General features: G+C 71.7%; 14 protein-coding genes and 1 tRNA gene. 6 read left to right on the plus strand and 9 right to left on the minus strand.

Translation table 11 applies throughout. The annotated features are described in order from the left end of the window. Positions 1–81: 81 nt before the first annotated feature. Positions 82–1,398, plus strand: coding sequence for a serpin family protein (locus WME82_RS07145; RefSeq protein ID WP_438042208.1), 1,317 nt, complete (start codon positions 82–84; stop codon positions 1,396–1,398). A gap of 97 nt (positions 1,399–1,495) precedes the next feature. Here WME82_RS07145 and WME82_RS07150 read toward each other — a convergent pair whose 3' ends face one another. The 3 genes from WME82_RS07150 to WME82_RS07160 all read right to left on the minus strand — a co-directional run bounded on the left by WME82_RS07150 (position 1,496) and on the right by WME82_RS07160 (position 4,217). Further along, positions 1,496–2,158 (minus strand): methyltransferase family protein, encoded by a 663-nt coding sequence (locus WME82_RS07150; protein ID WP_438042209.1) that lies wholly within the window; start codon positions 2,156–2,158, stop codon positions 1,496–1,498. 177 nt (positions 2,159–2,335) lie between these two features. After that, entirely contained in the window at positions 2,336–2,596 is a 261-nt protein-coding gene (locus WME82_RS07155) for a SemiSWEET transporter (protein ID WP_437744740.1), read from the minus strand. A gap of 163 nt (positions 2,597–2,759) precedes the next feature. Then, positions 2,760–4,217 carry a PLP-dependent aminotransferase family protein gene (locus WME82_RS07160; protein WP_438042210.1) on the minus strand — a complete coding sequence of 486 codons (1,458 nt, stop codon included), beginning with the start codon at positions 4,215–4,217 and terminating at the stop codon, positions 2,760–2,762. Between the two features lie 91 nt (positions 4,218–4,308). Here WME82_RS07160 and WME82_RS07165 point away from each other — a divergent pair, with 91 nt between their 5' ends. Continuing rightward, positions 4,309–5,343: a GNAT family N-acetyltransferase gene (locus WME82_RS07165; RefSeq protein WP_438042211.1), complete on the plus strand. Its 1,035-nt coding sequence runs from the start codon at positions 4,309–4,311 to the stop codon at positions 5,341–5,343. Positions 5,344–5,396: 53 nt separating this feature from the next. Here WME82_RS07165 and WME82_RS07170 read toward each other — a convergent pair whose 3' ends face one another. The 4 genes from WME82_RS07170 to WME82_RS07185 form a co-directional block, all read right to left on the minus strand. Beyond that, positions 5,397–6,185, minus strand: a complete 789-nt coding sequence (locus tag WME82_RS07170; protein WP_438042212.1) for an HIRAN domain-containing protein — start codon at positions 6,183–6,185, stop codon at positions 5,397–5,399. Then, positions 6,182–6,745 (minus strand): hypothetical protein, encoded by a 564-nt coding sequence (locus tag WME82_RS07175; RefSeq protein WP_438042213.1) that lies wholly within the window; start codon positions 6,743–6,745, stop codon positions 6,182–6,184. The genes WME82_RS07170 and WME82_RS07175 overlap by 4 nt, the downstream gene beginning before the upstream one ends. 24 nt (positions 6,746–6,769) lie before the next feature. Beyond that, positions 6,770–7,045, minus strand: coding sequence for a HipA family kinase (locus WME82_RS07180; RefSeq protein ID WP_438042214.1), 276 nt, complete (start codon positions 7,043–7,045; stop codon positions 6,770–6,772). Between the two features lie 221 nt (positions 7,046–7,266). Then, positions 7,267–7,340: transfer RNA gene (locus WME82_RS07185), tRNA-Arg, on the minus strand. A gap of 201 nt (positions 7,341–7,541) precedes the next feature. Here WME82_RS07185 and WME82_RS07190 point away from each other — a divergent pair. Then, positions 7,542–9,173, plus strand: a complete 1,632-nt coding sequence (locus tag WME82_RS07190) for a L,D-transpeptidase (protein ID WP_437744744.1) — start codon at positions 7,542–7,544, stop codon at positions 9,171–9,173. A gap of 15 nt (positions 9,174–9,188) precedes the next feature. On the opposite strand, the gene fusA is transcribed toward WME82_RS07190, so the two are convergent. Continuing rightward, on the minus strand, positions 9,189–11,300 hold the full coding sequence (gene fusA / locus WME82_RS07195) for an elongation factor G (protein WP_438042215.1): 2,112 nt from the start codon (positions 11,298–11,300) through the stop codon (positions 9,189–9,191). 204 nt (positions 11,301–11,504) lie between these two features. Here fusA and WME82_RS07200 point away from each other — a divergent pair, with 204 nt between their 5' ends. The 3 genes from WME82_RS07200 (at position 11,505) to WME82_RS07210 (ending at position 15,468) form a co-directional block, all read left to right on the plus strand. Further along, on the plus strand, positions 11,505–11,852 hold the full coding sequence (locus WME82_RS07200) for a transcriptional regulator (protein WP_437744746.1): 348 nt from the start codon (positions 11,505–11,507) through the stop codon (positions 11,850–11,852). A gap of 282 nt (positions 11,853–12,134) precedes the next feature. Continuing rightward, on the plus strand, positions 12,135–14,147 hold the full coding sequence (locus tag WME82_RS07205) for a protein kinase domain-containing protein (RefSeq protein WP_438042216.1): 2,013 nt from the start codon (positions 12,135–12,137) through the stop codon (positions 14,145–14,147). A gap of 52 nt (positions 14,148–14,199) precedes the next feature. Then, positions 14,200–15,468 carry a glycoside hydrolase family 113 gene (locus WME82_RS07210; protein WP_437744748.1) on the plus strand — a complete coding sequence of 423 codons (1,269 nt, stop codon included), beginning with the start codon at positions 14,200–14,202 and terminating at the stop codon, positions 15,466–15,468. 40 nt (positions 15,469–15,508) lie between these two features. Here the strand turns inward: WME82_RS07210 and WME82_RS07215 are convergent, their stop codons facing one another. Beyond that, positions 15,509–16,906, minus strand: coding sequence for an ATP-binding protein (locus WME82_RS07215; RefSeq protein WP_438042217.1), 1,398 nt, complete (start codon positions 16,904–16,906; stop codon positions 15,509–15,511). Between the last annotated feature and the right edge of the window lie 90 nt (positions 16,907–16,996).

A 16,996-nucleotide genomic window follows, 5' to 3' on the forward strand; every position in this document is an offset into this window, starting at 1 on the left:
AGGGCTGTATCTCGCGCTCTTCGCATGGTGGGAGCCATCCTATCATGGGCGGTCCGGCACGCCCCCTGCTGCGCCGGGCGCATGCGTAGGCCTCCGATCCCTGTGGTCCTGTTGCCATTTTCCCTGCTCTGCGCCGGTTGCTCCTCTGCCGGCGCCGAGCCGGAGCCGCGGCCCTCGCCGTCCGGGTGCGCCGATCCGGGCACCGCGGGCTGCGTCGTCGCCTCGGACAGGCAACGGGCCCGCGCGCCTCGGGTGCCGGAGGCCGACGCCAGGGAGCTCGCCCTCGGCAACACGGCGTTCGCGCTCGAGCTCTACCGCCGGATCGGCGCCGCGCCGGGCAACCTCTTCTGTTCGCCGTACAGCGTGTCGAGCGCGCTGGCGATGACAACCGCCGGCGCGCGCGGGGAAACGGCGGAGCAGATGGCGCGCGCGCTGCGCTTCACGCTGCCGCAAGCGCGGCTCCACCCGGCGTTCAACGCGCTCGATCTGGCGCTCGCGCGCCGCGGCGAGGGCGCCGAGGGGCAGGACGGCAAGGGGTTCCGGCTCCACGTGGCCAACGCGATCTGGGGGCAGGTCGGCTCCGCGTTCGTGCCGTCGTTCCTCGACGTGCTGGCGGAGAGCTACGGGGCCGGGCTGCACGTCGTCGACTTCGTCCAGGCGCCCGACGAGGCGCGGAAGATCATCAATGGCTGGGTGGCCGAGCGCACCGAGGACCGCATCAAGGACATCCTGCCTGAAGGCGCCCTCGGGCCCTCGACCCGGCTCGTGCTGACGAACGCCATCTACTTCAACGCTGCCTGGCAGTTTCCGTTCGAGGAGGAGGAGACGACTCCGGGGAGCTTCACGCTGGCGGACGGCTCCACGGTGTCCGTTCCGATGATGACCAACCACGCGCAGGTCCGTTATGGCGAGGGCGACGGCTACGAGGCGCTGGAGCTGCCCTACGACGGCGGCGAGCTGTCGATGGTGCTCGTGCTGCCGTCGGAGCTCGGGGGCTTCGAGGCGGGGCTCGATCGGGAGCGGCTGGAGGGCGTCCTCGCCTCCCTCGGGTCGCGGAGCGTCACGATGGCGCTGCCGCGGTTCAAGATCGCCTCGACCCTGGATCTCGCCCCGCCGCTCGAGGATCTGGGGATGCCCGCCGCCTTCTCCGATCGCGCGGATTTCTCGGGGATCGACGGCCAGGGCGGCCTGTTCATCACCGATGTGCTCCACGAAGCGTTCGTCTCCGTGAACGAGGCGGGCACCGAGGCAGCGGCGGCGACGGCGGTGGTGATCAGCGAGACGTCGGCGCCCGAGCCCGCCACCATCCGCTTCGATCGCCCGTTCCTCTTCGTCATCCGCGATCGCGCGACGAGCGCGATCCTGTTCGTCGGCCGCGTGGCCGACCCGTCCAGGTAAGAGCGCCGCGTCCGGACGAGCGAGGCATCCTGCGACAGGCGTTGCATCCTGTCCCATGGCGCCGCGTGCCCGCCTCTATTGAGGACGCGCGCCCTCCTCAATAGAGGCGGGGGACGAGCCGCGCGGACGTCCGGCGCGCGTAGTCGTCGTATTCCGGAAAGGTGTCGCGCAGCACGCGCTCCTCGTATCCCATGCGGATGACCTGCAGGATCATCTCGACCGTGTAGATCAGGACCGCGGCGATGGACGGATAGATCAAGACGATCCCCGTCCCCTGGATCAGGGTGGCGAGATAGACCGGGTGGCGCACGAGCCGGTAGGGGCCGCTCGTGATGAGGCGTCGCGCCTCGGGCATGACGCTGAACGACTTGCCCAGCCACCCGATGCTGACCACGGCGAGCGCCATTCCACCGATGATGAACAGCGTGCCAACCACCTGACGGCCGGGCATCGGCGGGGCCTTGGGCAGCCATGCGATGCTCGCCGGCAGCAGGCCGGCGGCGAGCGCGGTGATGCGAGGTACGATGCCGCTCAGCTTGCGTACAGGGCGGAGGCGAACGAGCGTGAACGCCGCGACGAGCAGCAGGTAGGCCTCGGTGGCCACGAGCGAGGCCACCGTCGTCCCGTACGTGAGCCCCCTGGGCCCGCTCCAGAGAAACAGGTGAGCATAGATATCGCGCCCGACGAACAGGGCGTTATAGAGCATGAGGACGGCGAGCGGCAGCCGCATCGCGAGGTCGTAGAGCACCGCGCCATTCATTGTATCCCCCCTTACTTCGCATCGTGAGAGGGAGGGCGAGCGAGGTCAAGCCAGCGGGGCTTTCGCCGCGTCGGATCCATCATCCATCCACCGCGGGCGCAGCGCGCTTCGACGGCGGCGGGGCCGCGGGACGATCGAGGTCTGTCGGAGACAGCGCCTGCGGGGGAGAAGGAGAGTTCAGCCGTATCGGAGCTTGAGGAGGAACACGGCGCCCGAGAGCACGAGGGTGACCGCGTTCGCGACGACGATGGGCACGTCCTGCGTGAGCAGGCCGTAAACGAGCCACAGGCCCACGCCGGTGACGAACGCCGCGTACATGCCGACGGAGATCGAGCGTGTGTCGCGCGTGCGCAGGGTGCGCAGCACCTGTGGAAGAAAGGAGATCGTGGTGAGGGTCGCCGCGACGAGCCCGAGCGTGGTCACTGCTGCTGGCGTCATCTGTTCTGTCGTATCCCTTCGGTTCGCCCGAGGTGCATAGGGGAGGCGTATCCGGAGAGACAGGGAGATAGGGATGTTTTGTCGACGCCTCCACGCTTCCACGTGGCGCGGCGTCCACCTTCGGGACTGCCGCGGCGCCCAGCTGGTCCGCCCGCCTGGGCGCTCACACCGCCTCGACCATCCTCTCCACCGCATCGCTGATCTCCCGCTCGTCCAGCGCCGCGAACCCGAGCCGCAGGAAGGGGCGCTTCTTGCCGTCGAACGCGAACCGCCGCCCCGCGGAGAACGCCACCTTCCGCGCGAGCGCGCGCTCGGCCCAGGCGTCCGCGTCGATCGCGGCGTCCACCTTGGCCCACAGGGCCATACCGCCGGCTGGCACGGCGAAGTCGAGCGCGTCGGGGAGCCGCGCGCGCAGCGACGCGACGAGCAGATCGCGCCGCGCCCGGTAGGCGCGGCGCGCGCGCTGCGCGTGGCGCTGCACCTCGCTGTCCTCGAGGAGCTCGGCGACGGCGCGCTCCACGGCGTGGTCGCCCTGCCGGTCGACGAAGGTGCGATGGAGGGAGAGGCGCTCGATCAGCGGTCCGGGGGCGACCACGAAGCCGATCCGGAGCCCGGGGGCGAGGATCTTGGACAGGGTGCCGATGTAGACGACGACGCCGGCCGTGTCCGCGCTGGCGAGCGGCAGCACCGGGCGGCCGTCGTAGTGGAACTCGTGATCGTAGTCGTCCTCGAGGACCGCGATCCGGCGGGCGCGGCAGAGCTCGAGGAGCGCGATGCGCCTGCCGGGCGCGAGCACCGCGGTCGTGGGGTACTGGTGGTGCGGGGTGACGTAGACGGCGCGCAGGCGCTCCCGCTCGGCGAGCTCCGAGAGCGCGTCGACGGAGAGGCCCGCGGCGTCGACCGGCAGCGGGAGGAGCCGCGCGCCGGCGAGGCGGAGCGCCTCCCACGCGGGGCGGTAACCGTAGGACTCGACGGCGACCGTGTCGCCCGGCGCGATCAGGGCGCGGGCGACGAGGTCGAGCGCCATCTGGCTGCCGCGCGTGACGAGGACCGACTCCGGCCCTGCGGCGAGGCCGCGCACCGCCGAGAGCATCGCGGCGAGGGCGGCGCGGAGGCGCTCGTCGCCGCGCGGATCGGCGTAGTCGAGCAGCTGCTTCGACCCGGCGTGCAGCGCGCGGCGGTAGGCGCGCGCGAGCGCCGCGGTCGGGACGAGGCGCATGTCGGGGAGGCCGCCGCTCATGCGGAGCGTGCCGGGCGGGATGATGGGCACGTGCCGGAGCGAGGTCGCGCCGAGATCGAAGCCGAGCCGCGCCGGCACCTCCGCCCGCGCGGCCGCGCGCCGGGCGAAGCCGCGGGGCGCCGGCGCCGGCAGCTCCGCCGAGACGAAGGTGCCGCGCGCGGCGCTGGCCTCGATCCAGCCCTCGGCGGCGAGCTCGCGGTACGCGGCGAGGACGGTGTTGCGATGGACCGACAGGGACCGCGCGAGCGCGCGGCTGCCCGGCAGCTCGGCGCCGGCGCGGAGCCGGCCGCGGCGGATGTCGTCGGCGAGGGCGCGCGCGATCTGAAGGAAGATCGGCTGCTGTGCGGCGGGATCGACCGCGAGGGCGAGCTCCCAGGGCATGCCAGCTGGTCTAGCAGAAATCGGCGAACCGGATCTTTCGAGAGTACCAGGTGCGCGCCAACCTCGGTCCATGCGCAGGGAGATTTTTCGCATGGAGAGGGCGGAGGCCGAGGCGCTCCTCGGGCTCGCGGAGGTGATCCACCTGGCGTCGACGACGGCCGAGGGCGAGCCGGTGCTGAGGACGGTGCACGGCGTCGTGGTCCGGGGCGCGATCGCGTTCCACGGCGCGCCCGTGGGCGAGAAGACCGAGGCCGTCGGCCGGCCCGCGGTGGTGTCGTGCGAGCAGGTCGTCGCGTCGATCCCGAGCTACTTCACCGATCCGGAGCGGGCGTGCCCGGCGACGACGCTCTACCGGAGCGCGCAGGTCCACGGGGTGATCGAGCGCGTGGACGATCCGGATCACAAGGCCGAGGTGCTGGAGGCGCTGATGCAGAAGTACCAGCCCGAGGGCGGGTACACGCCGCTCGACGCGTCGAGCCCGCTCTACCGCAAGGCCATCGCTGGGATCCTCGTGCTCGCGGTCCCGCTGTCGCGGCTCGACGGCAAGGCGAAGCTCGCGCAGAACCGGACGCCCGAGGAGCGGGCGCGCATCCTCACGAAGCTCTGGGAGCGGGGTGCACCGGGCGATGCCGCGGCGATCGAGCTGCTCCGCGGCGCTTGCCTGGACACGCCGGTGCCCGAGTTCCTGCAGGCGCCGGCGGGCTGCGTGCTCGCGTGCGCGCTGGGCCCGCGCGACGTGGCGGCAGCCGTCGATCTGCTGGAGGGCGGCTACTGGAACCAGGGCGTGTCGCGCGAGGCGATCGCGCGGGCGCTGCTTGGCTCGTCGGCGTGGGTGGGCGCGCGCGACGCGGCGGGCCGGCTCGTGGCGACGGCGCGGGCGATCAGCGACGGGAGCAGGCGCGCGTGGATGTACGACGTGATGGTCGCGCCCTCGTTGCGGGGCCGCGGCGTGGGCGAGGCGGTGGTGCGGCTGCTGCTCGGGCACCCCGCGGTCCGCGGCGCGAGCCACGTCCACCTGGGCACCCAGGACGCGCACACGTTCTACGCGCGGTTCGGTTTCCGTGACCGCGCGGCGCTGCCGCCGCGGCCGTTCACGTCGACGGAGATGGTCTTCGCCAGGGGGTGAGGGGAGCGTGGCTCGTCGCGCGGGGGGCGCACACCCGCACGACGCAGGGGGCATTACTGGATCGCGTGGTCTGCCTGGGTGGGCGGCGCGGTGAGCGAGCTCAGCGGTTGGAACTGCTCGCCTTGAAACGGGACGAACCCGTCTGGCCAGCGCGCTTCGAGCCGACCCAGCACACGATGGTGCAGCGGCGCCGGCGGCAGGTTCACCCTATCGACGAACACATCCATCGACACGCGGTAGTCGATGAGCTTCGCGATGTCCGGCACGAGGTAGTCTGGAATGTAGCCTAGCAAGCACTTGTCTGCGCTGCGGAGCGCGACGGCGTTGGGGTTCGCCTCGTTCTGCGCATCGAGCATCCAGAACAGCCGTTCTCCGGACACGAGGCGTGCGATGCGTTCTTCTGCGCCTGGGATGTACCGGACGCCGCGGAGGAGGAAGCGAGTTGTGTAGCCGCCTGTCTCGTCCTGCTCCGGCGCAGGTACCACTTCGATGCGATCCGTCTCCCGCCTGCCCCCGCTCCGCGCCAGGATCTCGACCGAGTCCGCCTCCGCGGGGTTAAGACCCAGCACTTGCAGATACGCCAGGTAATCCGGGCGGGTCGAAGGCATCACCCGATTTGAGAAGAAGGGGAACAGCGACGGGCTGCGATAGACCTTGTAAAGTTCGGGGAACGCAATGAACGGCTGGAAGCCCCGCTCCATCGCCTCCAGCGCACCCTGAATGTACTGGAATTCGTAGAGATCGCCGTCCGTCCCGCCGTGATGAACGAGCCGGGCGACCGGAATGATCGCGCTATGGTTCGAGTCGTACCATGTGACGAAGAGGGTTCGGCCGGCCGTCATGGATGCGTTTCCAGCAGTGAGGGCAACGCGCGGCGGTTGGTCGACATCACCGCAAGGGCGAGCTGGCGAGCCGGCTCGCTGATTCGATGGGCAGGGATGCGGTCCACGATGGAGGATACCGTAGCATGATCGGTTGCGCCGAGTCGCTCGAGCCAGTGCCTGCCGGCCAGCTGCGCGTGCCGCATCGCCTCCGCGAAGGCATCGAGCGGGCTCATTGGCGCTGGATCCTGGGCGTTCCGGTAAAGGGCCGAGCGCGCCTTCTTGCAATACGCATCGACGGAGCGCCGCCGGTCCCGGCCTTCGAGGCGTGCGCGCCGCTCTTCGTCCTTGAGCTCCCGGCCCAAGCTCGATGCGTGGTCAGAGCTGGGCGCGAGTGCCGCATAGCGCTCTGCCTGTCCGACGCGCACGAGCACGGCCCAGTTCTCGTGATGCCGATCGGTGTTGCCGATCAACGCGTCGAGCATGAGGTAGCCGAGGAACCAATCCACTGCCGTCGCGAGATCGGCCGAAGCTGTACCTTCGGGTGCACGAATGAAGCTCTGGCTGAGCGCGTCGAGCACAAGGTAACGGTGTGCTCGGACGCGCTAGGCAGCGTGCACGGGGTACTCCGGACGGCGCTCCTGCAACAGTTCGTTCCCATGCGCTAGAGCATGCTCGTCGTCGGTGATGGCAAGCGTAAGCGTCCCGGGTTGCCCCTCGTAGACGGCGAGATCCACCTCCGCATGTGGAACGCCGAGGGCGCCCGCGACCTCGGCGGCGATTTTTTCCGCCCAGTCTTCCCCAGTACTGGCGCGGGCGTACTTGAAGAGGTAGCGACGGTGGTCATCGGCGTGACACCAGAACTTGCGCTTGGTGCCCATGGGCTCCTCTCCAGTCCGCCAGACAGGAGAGACCTCGCGGATGGAGTACGCCTCTGCCACTGCATCACCTCGGAACGCAGTGCATGCTCACGAGCGCGTCGTCTGCCCTCGAACCCGCCAGTGCAACGGTCGAGCCGGCTCGCGACAGCGCCAGCGATGCACACGTCACCGACGCCGCGAACCAGGCGAACAGCAGCGGCGTATGAAATCTGAAAACCCTGCGCGCCACAGTGGATTCGAACCACTGGCCTTCGGCTCCGGAGGCCGACGCTCTATCCAGCTGAGCTAGTGGCGCATTCTCGCGGGGTTTCGCGAGGGCCCCGAACCTACCCAAGGCTGGGCTCAAGCGCAACCCCATTCCAGCATCTTCGCGCACCGCCGGCAGCAACCCTCCGGAAGGCGGACCTCGCAGCGGCGTCCGTGGGGGGCTCCTGGCCGGCCGCGCGCCATCCGCCAAAATTTGGCCACCGGCCCGTCTGTCCGGCATTCCGGGGGTATGGATGCCCGACAGCGAAGCTCCGCGCTCCCGGCCCCGGCGCGCGGACCCCTCCCGCTCGCCCTGGCCGTCGCCGCCCTCGCCCTGCCGGCCCTGTCGGCCTGCACCGGCGGGGAGAACGCCACGCCCGAGGGCATCATCAGCCTCTCCGCGGGCGCGGCCCAGAAGGCCGCCGAGAACGACCCCGCCACCCTGCCGCGCCCGGACGGGCCCCGGATCGGCGCCGTGCAGATGGTCGCGCCCATCTACGAGAAGGCGGACCGGCGCTCGGCCAAGCTCGGCTACCTCCGCGCGGGCGGGACGGCGCCCCGCGGGGAGAAGCCCGCCGCGTTCGACGACTGCCAGGGCGGCTACTACCGCGTGCTGCCGGCCGGGTTCATGTGCGCGGACAGTGACGCCACGATCGACACGCAGCACCCGATCGTCCGGGCGCTCACGCGGCGGCCCGACCTGTCCAAGCCGATGCCGTACCCGTACGCCTTCGTCCGGGCCATCGCGCCGAACTACTACCGGATGCCGTCCACGAAGGAGCAGCTCCAGTACGAGATGAGCCTGGAGCGGCACCTCCGCAGCTACAAGAAGCTCAAGAAGAAGTGGGACGAGGTCAAGGTCGGCGCCAACGACGTGCCGCTCGACCCCGCGGGCAACGCCGTCGCCGACCCGCCCGCGGAGCCGCCCGACCTCGGCGACAGCGAGCTCTTCGGCGGCAACGGCAGCGACGAGATCCCCTGGTTCTTCAAGGGCGGCCGGCAGCTCCCGAACATCTCGTCGTTCAAGGTCCCGGGCTACGCGATCATCACCAACCGGATCGCGCGCAAGGCAGGGCTCGCCCTCATCGACACCTTCATGGGCGACGGCGGGCGGCGCTTCGCCCTGACCACCGACGCGCGGCTCGTGCCCACCTCGAAGCTCAAGCCCGCCCGCGGCTCCACGTTCCACGGCGTCGACATGACCAAGGGGTGGGAGCTGCCGCTCGCGTTCGTGCACCGGCAGGACGCGAAGCGCTACGACATCTCCGGCGGCGAGATGGAGAAGGCGGGCGAGCTGCCCTGGCACACCGCCGTGCAGCTCACGGGGCGCTCGAAGAAGGTCGGCGGCGCCCGCCTCGTCGAGGCGAAGGACGGGACGTGGGTGCGCGACTCCGACGTCGCCATCGCGGTGAAGCCCTCGGAGCTGCCGTCGTTCGCGCAGGGGACCGTGAAGTGGATCGACATCTCGATCCTGAGCCAGACGCTCATCCTCTACGAGGGCAAGAAGCCCGTCTACGCCACCGCGGCGGCGACGGGCCGCGACGGGCTCGGCGACCCCAAGAAGACCTTCTCGACCGTGCGCGGGACGTTCCGGATCCGCGACAAACACGTCACGACGACCATGGACGCGCACGAGGTCGACAACAAGTTCGAGCTCCGCGACGTGCCGTGGGTGCAGTACTTCGAGGCCGGCTACGCGATCCACGCGGCGCCGTGGCACGACGACTACGGCAAGCCGCGCAGCCACGGGTGCATCAACCTGTCGCCGATCGACGCGCGCCGGGTGTTCCTCTGGACCGATCCCCCCGTGCCCGACGGATGGCACGGGGTCAGCGCGGGGAAGGCCACGGGGGAAGGGACCATCGTCCACATCCATCCCTAGAGCGGCGCGGCGGGGTCAGTCCTCGTCGGCCTCGGCCTTGAAGCCGCTCTCCTTGATCACCTTGTCCTGCACCATCGGCGGGCAGACCTCCAGGTGCTCGACGTTCATCGTGAACGTGCCTTTGCCCTGGGTCATGCTCTTCAGCTTCGACTCGTACTCGAGCACCTCGGCGAGCGGGACGAACGCGTTCACGATCGTCTGGCTCTCGACCGAGTCCGTGCCGATGATCCTCCCGCGGCGGCTGTTGATGTCGCCGATGATGTCGCCCATCGCGACGCTCGGCACCGTCACCGAGAGCCGCACGATGGGCTCGAGCAGCACCGGCGCGCACTGCGCGGCGGCGGCCTTGAAGGCCTTGCTGCCCGCCATCTGGAACGCCGCGTCCGAGGAGTCGACGTCGTGGTACTTGCCGTCGAAGAGCCGGACCTTGACGTCGATCATCGGGTAGCCCGCCAGGACGCCCTTCGACATCGACTTGACGATGCCCTTCTCGACCGAGGGGATGAACTGCCGCGGCACGGCGCCGCCCACGACCGCGTCCTCGAAGACGAAGCCGCCGCCGCGCGGCAAAGGCTCCATGTCGATGTAGCAGACGCCGAACTGGCCATGTCCGCCCGTCTGCTTCTTGTGCTTGCCCTCGATGTTCGTGGCCTTCTTCGAGATCGTCTCCTTGTAGGCGATGTGCGGCGGGCCGAGCCGACAGTCGACCCCGACGCGCCGGCGGATGCGCTCCACCGTGATCTCGAGGTGCAGGGCGCCGAGCCCCGAGACGACGAGCTCGCGGGTCGACGCGTCCTGGTGCACGCTGAGCCCCGGGTCCTCCTCGGTCAGCCGGTAGAGCGCGTTGCCGACCTTGTCCTCGCCGCCCTTGGCGTCGAACCGCACGCCGCGCGAGAAGAGGGCCGGCGGCAGCTCCGGCGCGGAGAGCAAGAACGCGTGCTTCTCGTCCGAGAGCGTGTGCCCGCTCAGCGTCGCCTTCAGCTTGTGCAGCGCCACGATGTCCCCGGCGCGCGCCTCGTCCACCTGCTTGTGGTCCTTGCCGACCACGCTGTGGATCTTGCCGAGCCGCTCCGAGCCGCCTGTGCTCGCGTTGAGCATCGTGGCGTCGGGCCGGAGCACGCCGGAGAGCACGCGCACGAACGAGGTGCGGCCGGCGTGCGGATCGATCGAGGTCTTGAAGACGAACGCCGCGGCCGGGGCCTCCGCCGACGACGGCCGCTCCGCGGCCTGCGGCGCGGCGCCGGGCTTGCCGGTCGGGACGACGCCGCTCCAGGCCGGGTGCTCGGTCGGCGGCGGCACGAGCTCGACGATGCCGTCGAGCAGCGCGGCGACGCCGCTCGGGCGGACCCCGGAGGCGAAGTAGACCGGGATCAGCGCCCCCTGGCGGACCGCGGCGCGGAGCCCCTGATCGAGCTCCTCCTGCGTGAGATCGCCCTCGGTCAGGTACCGCTCGGTGAGCTCGTCGTCGCTGCCGGCGACGTCGTCGACGAGCTTCCCCCGGGCCTTCTCGACGGCGCCCGCGGCGTCGGCCGGCACGGGAGAGCCCGCGGCCGCGGCGGGCGCCTCGGGTTTGTCGAGCCAGGCCTTCTTCGTCCGGATGGCGACGACCCCCCGGTGCTGGAGCCCCTCGCCGACGCGCTCCTCCATCACCGCGAGCGGCGCCTTGAGGCGCGCGCGGATCTCGGCGAGCACCTCGTCGGGGCGGGCGTTCTCGGCGTCGACCTTCGTGACGACGATCATGCACGGTAGCTTTGCGTCCCTCACCCAGCCGAATACACGCTCCGTGATCGGCTGCACGCCGTCCTTGCCGCTCACGACGAGGATGGCCGCGTCGACCGCCGCGAGGGCGAGCCGCGTCTCGGCGAGGAAGCTCCCCTCGCCCGGCGTGTCGACGAGGTTGACCTTCTTCCCCGCCCAGGCGAGGTGCGCGACGCTCGCCTCGAACGAGCAAACGTGCTCTTTTTCCTCGGCGGTCTCGTCGAGGACACTCGACTTGTCGTCCACCTTGCCGAGCTTGGCCGTCGCCTTGGCGACGTACAGCATGGCCTCGGCGAGCGATGTCTTCCCAGCCCCCTTGTGTCCGATGATTGCAACGTTCCTGATGTCCCCTGCCTCAGTCGTTGTCATCCCTCGTTCGTACCAATCCCCGTCGAGATCGAGAAGGCCGGCACGCGATTTTTGCGGCGCTTTCCTCGAGGCAGGAGGTCAACGAAGGCGGGCAGCGAGTCGCTCACCCGAGCTCTGCCGCGACGCGCTGCGGCGTGCTCTGGCGATTTGCGCTTGTCCGGCGCTGCCTGAGTGGAGCGCTCGCCCGGGAGCTCGGCGCACGAAATGAGCACTCTCCGCCTCGCGCTCCAGATGGTCCTCGGTATCGCGCTACCGTTCGCGCTGCAGCGCTGGGACCGACGGCGGCTCACGCCCGAGCAGCGCGGCGCTTGCTGGAACGGAGCGACCTGGGGCGCGGCCCTCTATGCGTTCGGCCCGCTGTCCATGCTCGGGTGGTGCTGGGTCACGCGCGGCGTCCAGCACGGGCGGCCGGGGGCGCGTGGAACACGCGGAACAGCGCGCTTCCGCGCGCTGAAGGCGCTCGGGCTCGGCGCGGCGTCCGCCGCAGCGCTCGTCCTGATCCTGAGCGGCGTCGATACTCTGGTCGCGCTCGCATTGGGGCTCCCGCCGTGAGCCGCGTGGATGGCACGCGGAACGCATGGAAGCGATGTCGATGGCTCGATGGCCCATGACAATAGCCGCGGATGCCGCTGATGGAGATGGCTGCAGGCCGGCCGGCCGGCCAGCTGGCCGGCCAGCCAGCTGCGCCAAAATGCGTGAAGAACGGACATTTTCGTGCCCGAGTGTCACTAGACGACACGTCATGGACGCGATAGCAGCACTCTGAATCTGTTATTCAGGGGACAGGCTTTGACTCTGTCCGCGGAGCTCGCGGACACACACCGAGGCAGTGCGTTGACGTCGCTGAAGCCCAGAGCAGAGGATCGCGCGGCCGCACGGGAGCGGACCGACGCGTGGACCGACGCTGAACGTGCGCCGCGGGCGGCCGAGGGCGGCCCGAGGTGGCAAGAGATCGTCGCCGGCAGGTACGCGGTGGAGACCCGGATCGGCGCCGGCGGCGTGGGCGTCGTCCAGCTCGCCACCGATCGCCTGTCCGGCCAGCGCGTCGCGCTCAAGCGCGTCGATCCGAGGCTCGTCGAGAACAGGCACGCCGTCGATCGGCTGCTCCGGGGCGCCCGCGCCGCGCGCGCGCTCAAGGGCAGGTACGTCGCGCGGATCCTCGACGTCGGGGTCGAAGGTGGCGCGCCGTTCGTGGTCAGCGAGTACCTGGAGGGCTCCGACGTCACGAGCTACCTGCGGCGCCGCGGGCCGATCCGGGTCAGGGAGGCGGTGAAGTACCTCCTGCAGATCTGCGAGGCGGTCGCCGAGGCGCACGGCATCGGGATCCTTCACCGGGATATCAAGCCCGAGAACCTCTTTCTCAGCTTCGGCGACGGCGCCCCGAGCGTGAAGGTCCTCGACTTCGGGGTGTCGGCCGTCGCCTGCGGTGTCGAGAGCGAGGGGCCGAACGCCGCCTCGGGCGCCATGCGGACGTCGCTGCTCTTCATGGCGCCGGAGCAGATGCGGTCGGCGGGCGGCATCGACGAGCGCGCCGACATCTGGTCGATCGGCGCGGTCGCCTACGCGCTGCTCTGCGGGGCGAGCCCGTTCGATGCGCCGACCGAGCTCGAGATCTGCACCAAGGTCCTGACCGAGCCGCCCGCGCCCTTTCCGGCGGGCGTCGAGCCCCCGGAGCTGCGGGCCCTCCTGCTGCGCTGCCTCGCCAAGGACCCGGAGGCGCGCCCCTCGGACGTCGCGAAGCTCGCGTTCGCGCTCGCGCGCTTCGGGGGCGAGGGCGCGGAGGACGCGGCCGAGCGCGTGTGGGAGGCGCTCCGGGCGGACGAGACCGTCCGCATGGCGACGCCTGCTCCGGTCGCCGCAGACGAGTGGGAGGCCGACACGCTGGCGGACCTGCCGAGGATGTCGCCCGACGATCTCATGAGCGACCTCGAGACGACGGCCAAGTGGGAATCTCCCGCAGGCCGTCTGTCCGACGCCACGCTGGTGTCGCACGCGGGAGCGGCGTGGGACGGCGGCGATCACCTCCGGGCGAGCCGGACTCCGCCCCCGCCGGTCCTGACGGTGAGCCCGCCGGAGCGCCGCTCCGATCCCCAGGCGGGCGGGCCAGGGCAGCCGCCGACCGCCGAGGACACGCCCGTTCCGCTCGGCCGCAAGGTCGTGCACCGCGTCAGCGACGGCGCGGCGCCTCGCGTCACGCCGGCGCTCACGGCGCGTGTCCTGGCCGAGGCCGATGCGGAGCGGCTCACGGTGGTGCGCCGGGGGCCGTCGCCGTGGCCCCGGCGGTTCGCGATCGCGTTCGCGCTGTTCGGGATGCTCGCGGGGGTCGGCGGCGTGTGGCTCGTGCAGATGCGCACGCTCGACGGAGGCGGGAGCGCGCTGCCTGCGGCGAAGGGGCTGGCGAAGCGCGCGGCTCAGGAGGCGCGCTCGTCGGTGGTGGCGGGACGATCGAGCGCGGCCGTCCCTGCCGCGCCGGAGCCCTCGCCCGAGCCCACGGCGGTCGAGCCCCCGGCGGCCGAGCTGGTTCCCGCGAGCGCCGCGGGTCCCGAGAGCGAGGCGCCGCGTGTGGCGCAAGCGCGAGGGGCCCGTCTCGACGCGCGGCGCCCCGAGGTCATCTACGACGAGGTCGAGCGCGAGCGGCGGCGGCGGCGCGAGAAGCTCGAGCGCGAGCGGGCGTGGCGTGAGGCGACGACCCGCGCGCGGCAAGAGCGCGACGCGTCCCGGCGCGAGCCGCCGCGGCCCGAGGAGGGCGCGGTTGGGCCGGCGCAGCCCGCCGAGGGCGCGCGCGCGCCGCAGCAACCCGCGGAGAGCGACGGCGCGCAGCGACCTCAGGCGAGCGACGGCGGGTGACGTCCGCGGCCCGGCGGTCCGCCTGCCTGGTATAAGGCGGACCGTGCCAGGGATGAGTCGAGGAGGTTACGCGCTCGCCCGCGCGGCGGGCGCCGCGCTCGCCGTGTCGGCGGCGGCGGTCGGCGCTCCTGTGCGCCCTGCGAGCGCCGCGCCGCAGGCCGCGCAGCAGGCGCCACGGGTCGCGCCGGAGCACCTGCCGTACGGCGCGGCGGGGTGGGCCGTGTCGGGCTGGGGCGGCGTGCGCGGCGTGACGATCGGGCCGATCGAGAACCTGCGTCACCCGGGCCGCGGCTACGGCACCGCGGCGAGCGGGCGGGCGATGGATGAGGCGGTCGCCATGGGCGCGACGTGGGTCAGCCTGACGCCGTTCGGCCGCGTGTGGGACGGCAAGGGCACGGGCGTCGATCTCGTCTTCGAGGCGCCGTTCGAGGAGAACCGGCGCAACGTGCTCGCGGCGATCGCGCAGGCGCACGCGCGCGGGCTCAAGGTGCTGCTCGTCCCGCACCTCTGGGTCGAGAGCGGCGAGTGGCGGGCCCAGATCGATCCCGGGGACGACGCCGGCTGGGCGCGCTGGGCCGAGTCGTACCGCCGGTTCCTGCTCACGTGGGCCGCGGTCGCGCGCGAGGGAGGCGCGGAGATGCTCAGCGTGGGCGTCGAGCTGCGGAGCTGGGTGACGACGCCGCGGGCGGCGAGCTTCCTGCCGATCATCGAGGCGGTGCGCCGCGTGTACCCGGGGCTGCTCACCTACTCGGCGAACTGGGACGACGTCGAGCACACGCTGATCTTCGACGCGCTCGACCTCATCGGCATCAACGCGTTCTACCCGCTGGCGGAGCGCGAGGGCGCGTCATTCGAGGAGCTCCTGCGCGGCGGGCGCAAGGTGGCGGCCGGGGTGGACGCCGTGGCGCGCGCGTGGGGCAAGCCGATCCTGCTGACGGAGATCGGCTACACCACGCGGCGCGATCCCGCCGTGCGCCCGTGGGAGTGGCCCGATCGCATGAAGGGCGTGGTGGTCGACCAGCGCTCGCAGGCCGAGGCCTACGCCGCGGTGATCGCGCCGTTCCTCGACGCGCGCACGTGCGCCGGCTTCTTCGTCTGGCGGCTCTACGCCGATCCGGACGACGTCTCGCAGGAGGCCGAGTGGGGCTTCTCGCCGAGGGGCAAGCTCGCGGAGCTCGTGCTGCGCGACGCCTTCGCCACCCGCTGGGCCGCCGACGGCCCCCGGCTGCCCGGCGACGCCCTCGGCGGGCACCGCGCCCGCACCCCGGGGCTCTTCGGCTGGGAGCTCGATCCCGACGAGCCCGGGAGCCTGTTCCCGTAGCCGGACGAGCGGACGAGCCGCTCCTTGCGGGACGATGCGCTCATGACGGCAGGCGGAGGGTGAAGGTCGAGCCCCTGCCTGCGGTGCTCGTCACCTCGATGCGCCCGCCGTGCGCCTCGGCGATGCGAAGCGCGGCCCACAGGCCGAGGCCGACGCCCGGGGCCACGCCGCTCGACGACGGGGCGCGGAAGTAGCGCTCGAACAGCCGTCGCTGATCGTCGGCCGCGATCCCCACGCCGCGGTCCGAGACCGCGATGGAGACCTCGGCGCCTACCCGCGCGACGGTCACCTGCACGGCGCCGCCCGCAGGCGAGTACTTGATGGCGTTCGCGACCAGGTTGTTGAGCACCTGCTCGACCCGGATCGGGTCGCAGCACAGCGGGACGGGCTCCTCGGGGAGCGACAGCCTGAGCTCGTGCGCGGTCGCGGTCGGGCGGTAGAGCTCCACGACGTCGCGGGCGAGCTCGCGCGCGTCCCGGGTCTCGCGGCGCAGCTCGAGCTCACCGCCCTCGAGCCGCGCGATGTCCATGAGGTCCGTGAGCATCCGGTCGCAGCGCGCGGCCTCCTTCCCGATGCGGGTGAGCATCGACCGGAGCCGCTCCTCGTGGGGGAGGGGCCGATCCGGCCGGAGGCTGTCGACCGTGAGCTTCAGCGCGGCGAGCGGGTTGCGCAGGTCGTGCGCGACGCTCGCGAGGATCCCGAGCTGCCTCTTGCGCTGCTCGGCCAGCGCGGCGGCCATCTCGTTGAACGCGACGGCGATCTCGCGCAGCTCGTCGAGCCCGCCCTGCGGCGCGCGGGCGTCGTGCGAGCCGGCCCCGTAGCGGTCGATCGCGGCGCGGATCGAGAGGAGCGGGCGATAGACGCACCTGCGCAGCTGCCAGAGCGCGAGCAGGACGCCGGCCAGCAGCATCCCGGCGGCCCCGAGGCTCACGATCTCCGAGAGCCTGTGCACCTCGTCGACGCGCTGCCGGGCGATCCGCGCCTCGGCGAGCCTGGTGGCGAGCAGCCGCTCGAGCGCGGCGAACGTACGGTCGACCTCATCGTGGGACGCCCCGGCCTCCCGGTGCTCCTGCGTTTGCGTGTGCGTGGCGAGGTAGCGCTCGATCTCCCGCTCGGCCTCCTCGAAGACGCTGGCGCTCTCCGCGGTGACCGGCTGCGCGCGGGCGTCCTCGAGCCACCGGGAGATCTCGCGCCTGGCGGTATCGCGCGCGCCGACGTGCTCGGGGAGCTGGGTCAGCGCCACGCGGGCGCTCTCGCGCTCGTGGGAGAGGAGGTGGACCTCCAGCTGCGTGATGGACCGCACCTCCCGGACGATGTTGAAGAGGCACGTGACCTCGCGGGTCATGTACGTGGCGCTGAGCGTGAACCCGCTCGCCGTCAGCAGCGCAAGGGCGGCGAGCCATGCGGTGCTCGCCGCCGCGAGCGTCTTCAGCTTCATCGTCGTCCCCCGGTTCCGGCCCAGGTCGCGCCGGGAACGAGCGGAAGCGTAGCGCCTCGAGCGCGCGCGGCCCGTCCGCCGGGCAATCCG

Source organism: Sorangium sp. So ce128, assembly GCF_051525245.1.
Classification (GTDB): domain Bacteria; phylum Myxococcota_A; class Polyangia; order Polyangiales; family Polyangiaceae; genus Sorangium; species Sorangium cellulosum_B.

Coding starts and splice junctions, on each gene's coding strand:
- WME82_RS07200 (WP_437744746.1), top strand. CDS start 11,505: ATGAGCACTCTCCGCCTCGCGCTCCAGATGGTCCTCGGTATCGCGCTA.
- WME82_RS07165 (WP_438042211.1), top strand. CDS start 4,309: ATGGAGAGGGCGGAGGCCGAGGCGCTCCTCGGGCTCGCGGAGGTGATC.
- WME82_RS07215 (WP_438042217.1), bottom strand. CDS start 16,906: ATGAAGCTGAAGACGCTCGCGGCGGCGAGCACCGCATGGCTCGCCGCC.
- WME82_RS07160 (WP_438042210.1), bottom strand. CDS start 4,217: ATGCCCTGGGAGCTCGCCCTCGCGGTCGATCCCGCCGCACAGCAGCCG.
- WME82_RS07170 (WP_438042212.1), bottom strand. CDS start 6,185: ATGACGGCCGGCCGAACCCTCTTCGTCACATGGTACGACTCGAACCAT.
- WME82_RS07180 (WP_438042214.1), bottom strand. CDS start 7,045: ATGGGCACCAAGCGCAAGTTCTGGTGTCACGCCGATGACCACCGTCGC.
- WME82_RS07210 (WP_437744748.1), top strand. CDS start 14,200: ATGAGTCGAGGAGGTTACGCGCTCGCCCGCGCGGCGGGCGCCGCGCTC.
- WME82_RS07190 (WP_437744744.1), top strand. CDS start 7,542: ATGGATGCCCGACAGCGAAGCTCCGCGCTCCCGGCCCCGGCGCGCGGA.
- WME82_RS07150 (WP_438042209.1), bottom strand. CDS start 2,158: ATGAATGGCGCGGTGCTCTACGACCTCGCGATGCGGCTGCCGCTCGCC.
- fusA (WP_438042215.1), bottom strand. CDS start 11,300: ATGACAACGACTGAGGCAGGGGACATCAGGAACGTTGCAATCATCGGA.
- WME82_RS07155 (WP_437744740.1), bottom strand. CDS start 2,596: ATGACGCCAGCAGCAGTGACCACGCTCGGGCTCGTCGCGGCGACCCTC.
- WME82_RS07145 (WP_438042208.1), top strand. CDS start 82: ATGCGTAGGCCTCCGATCCCTGTGGTCCTGTTGCCATTTTCCCTGCTC.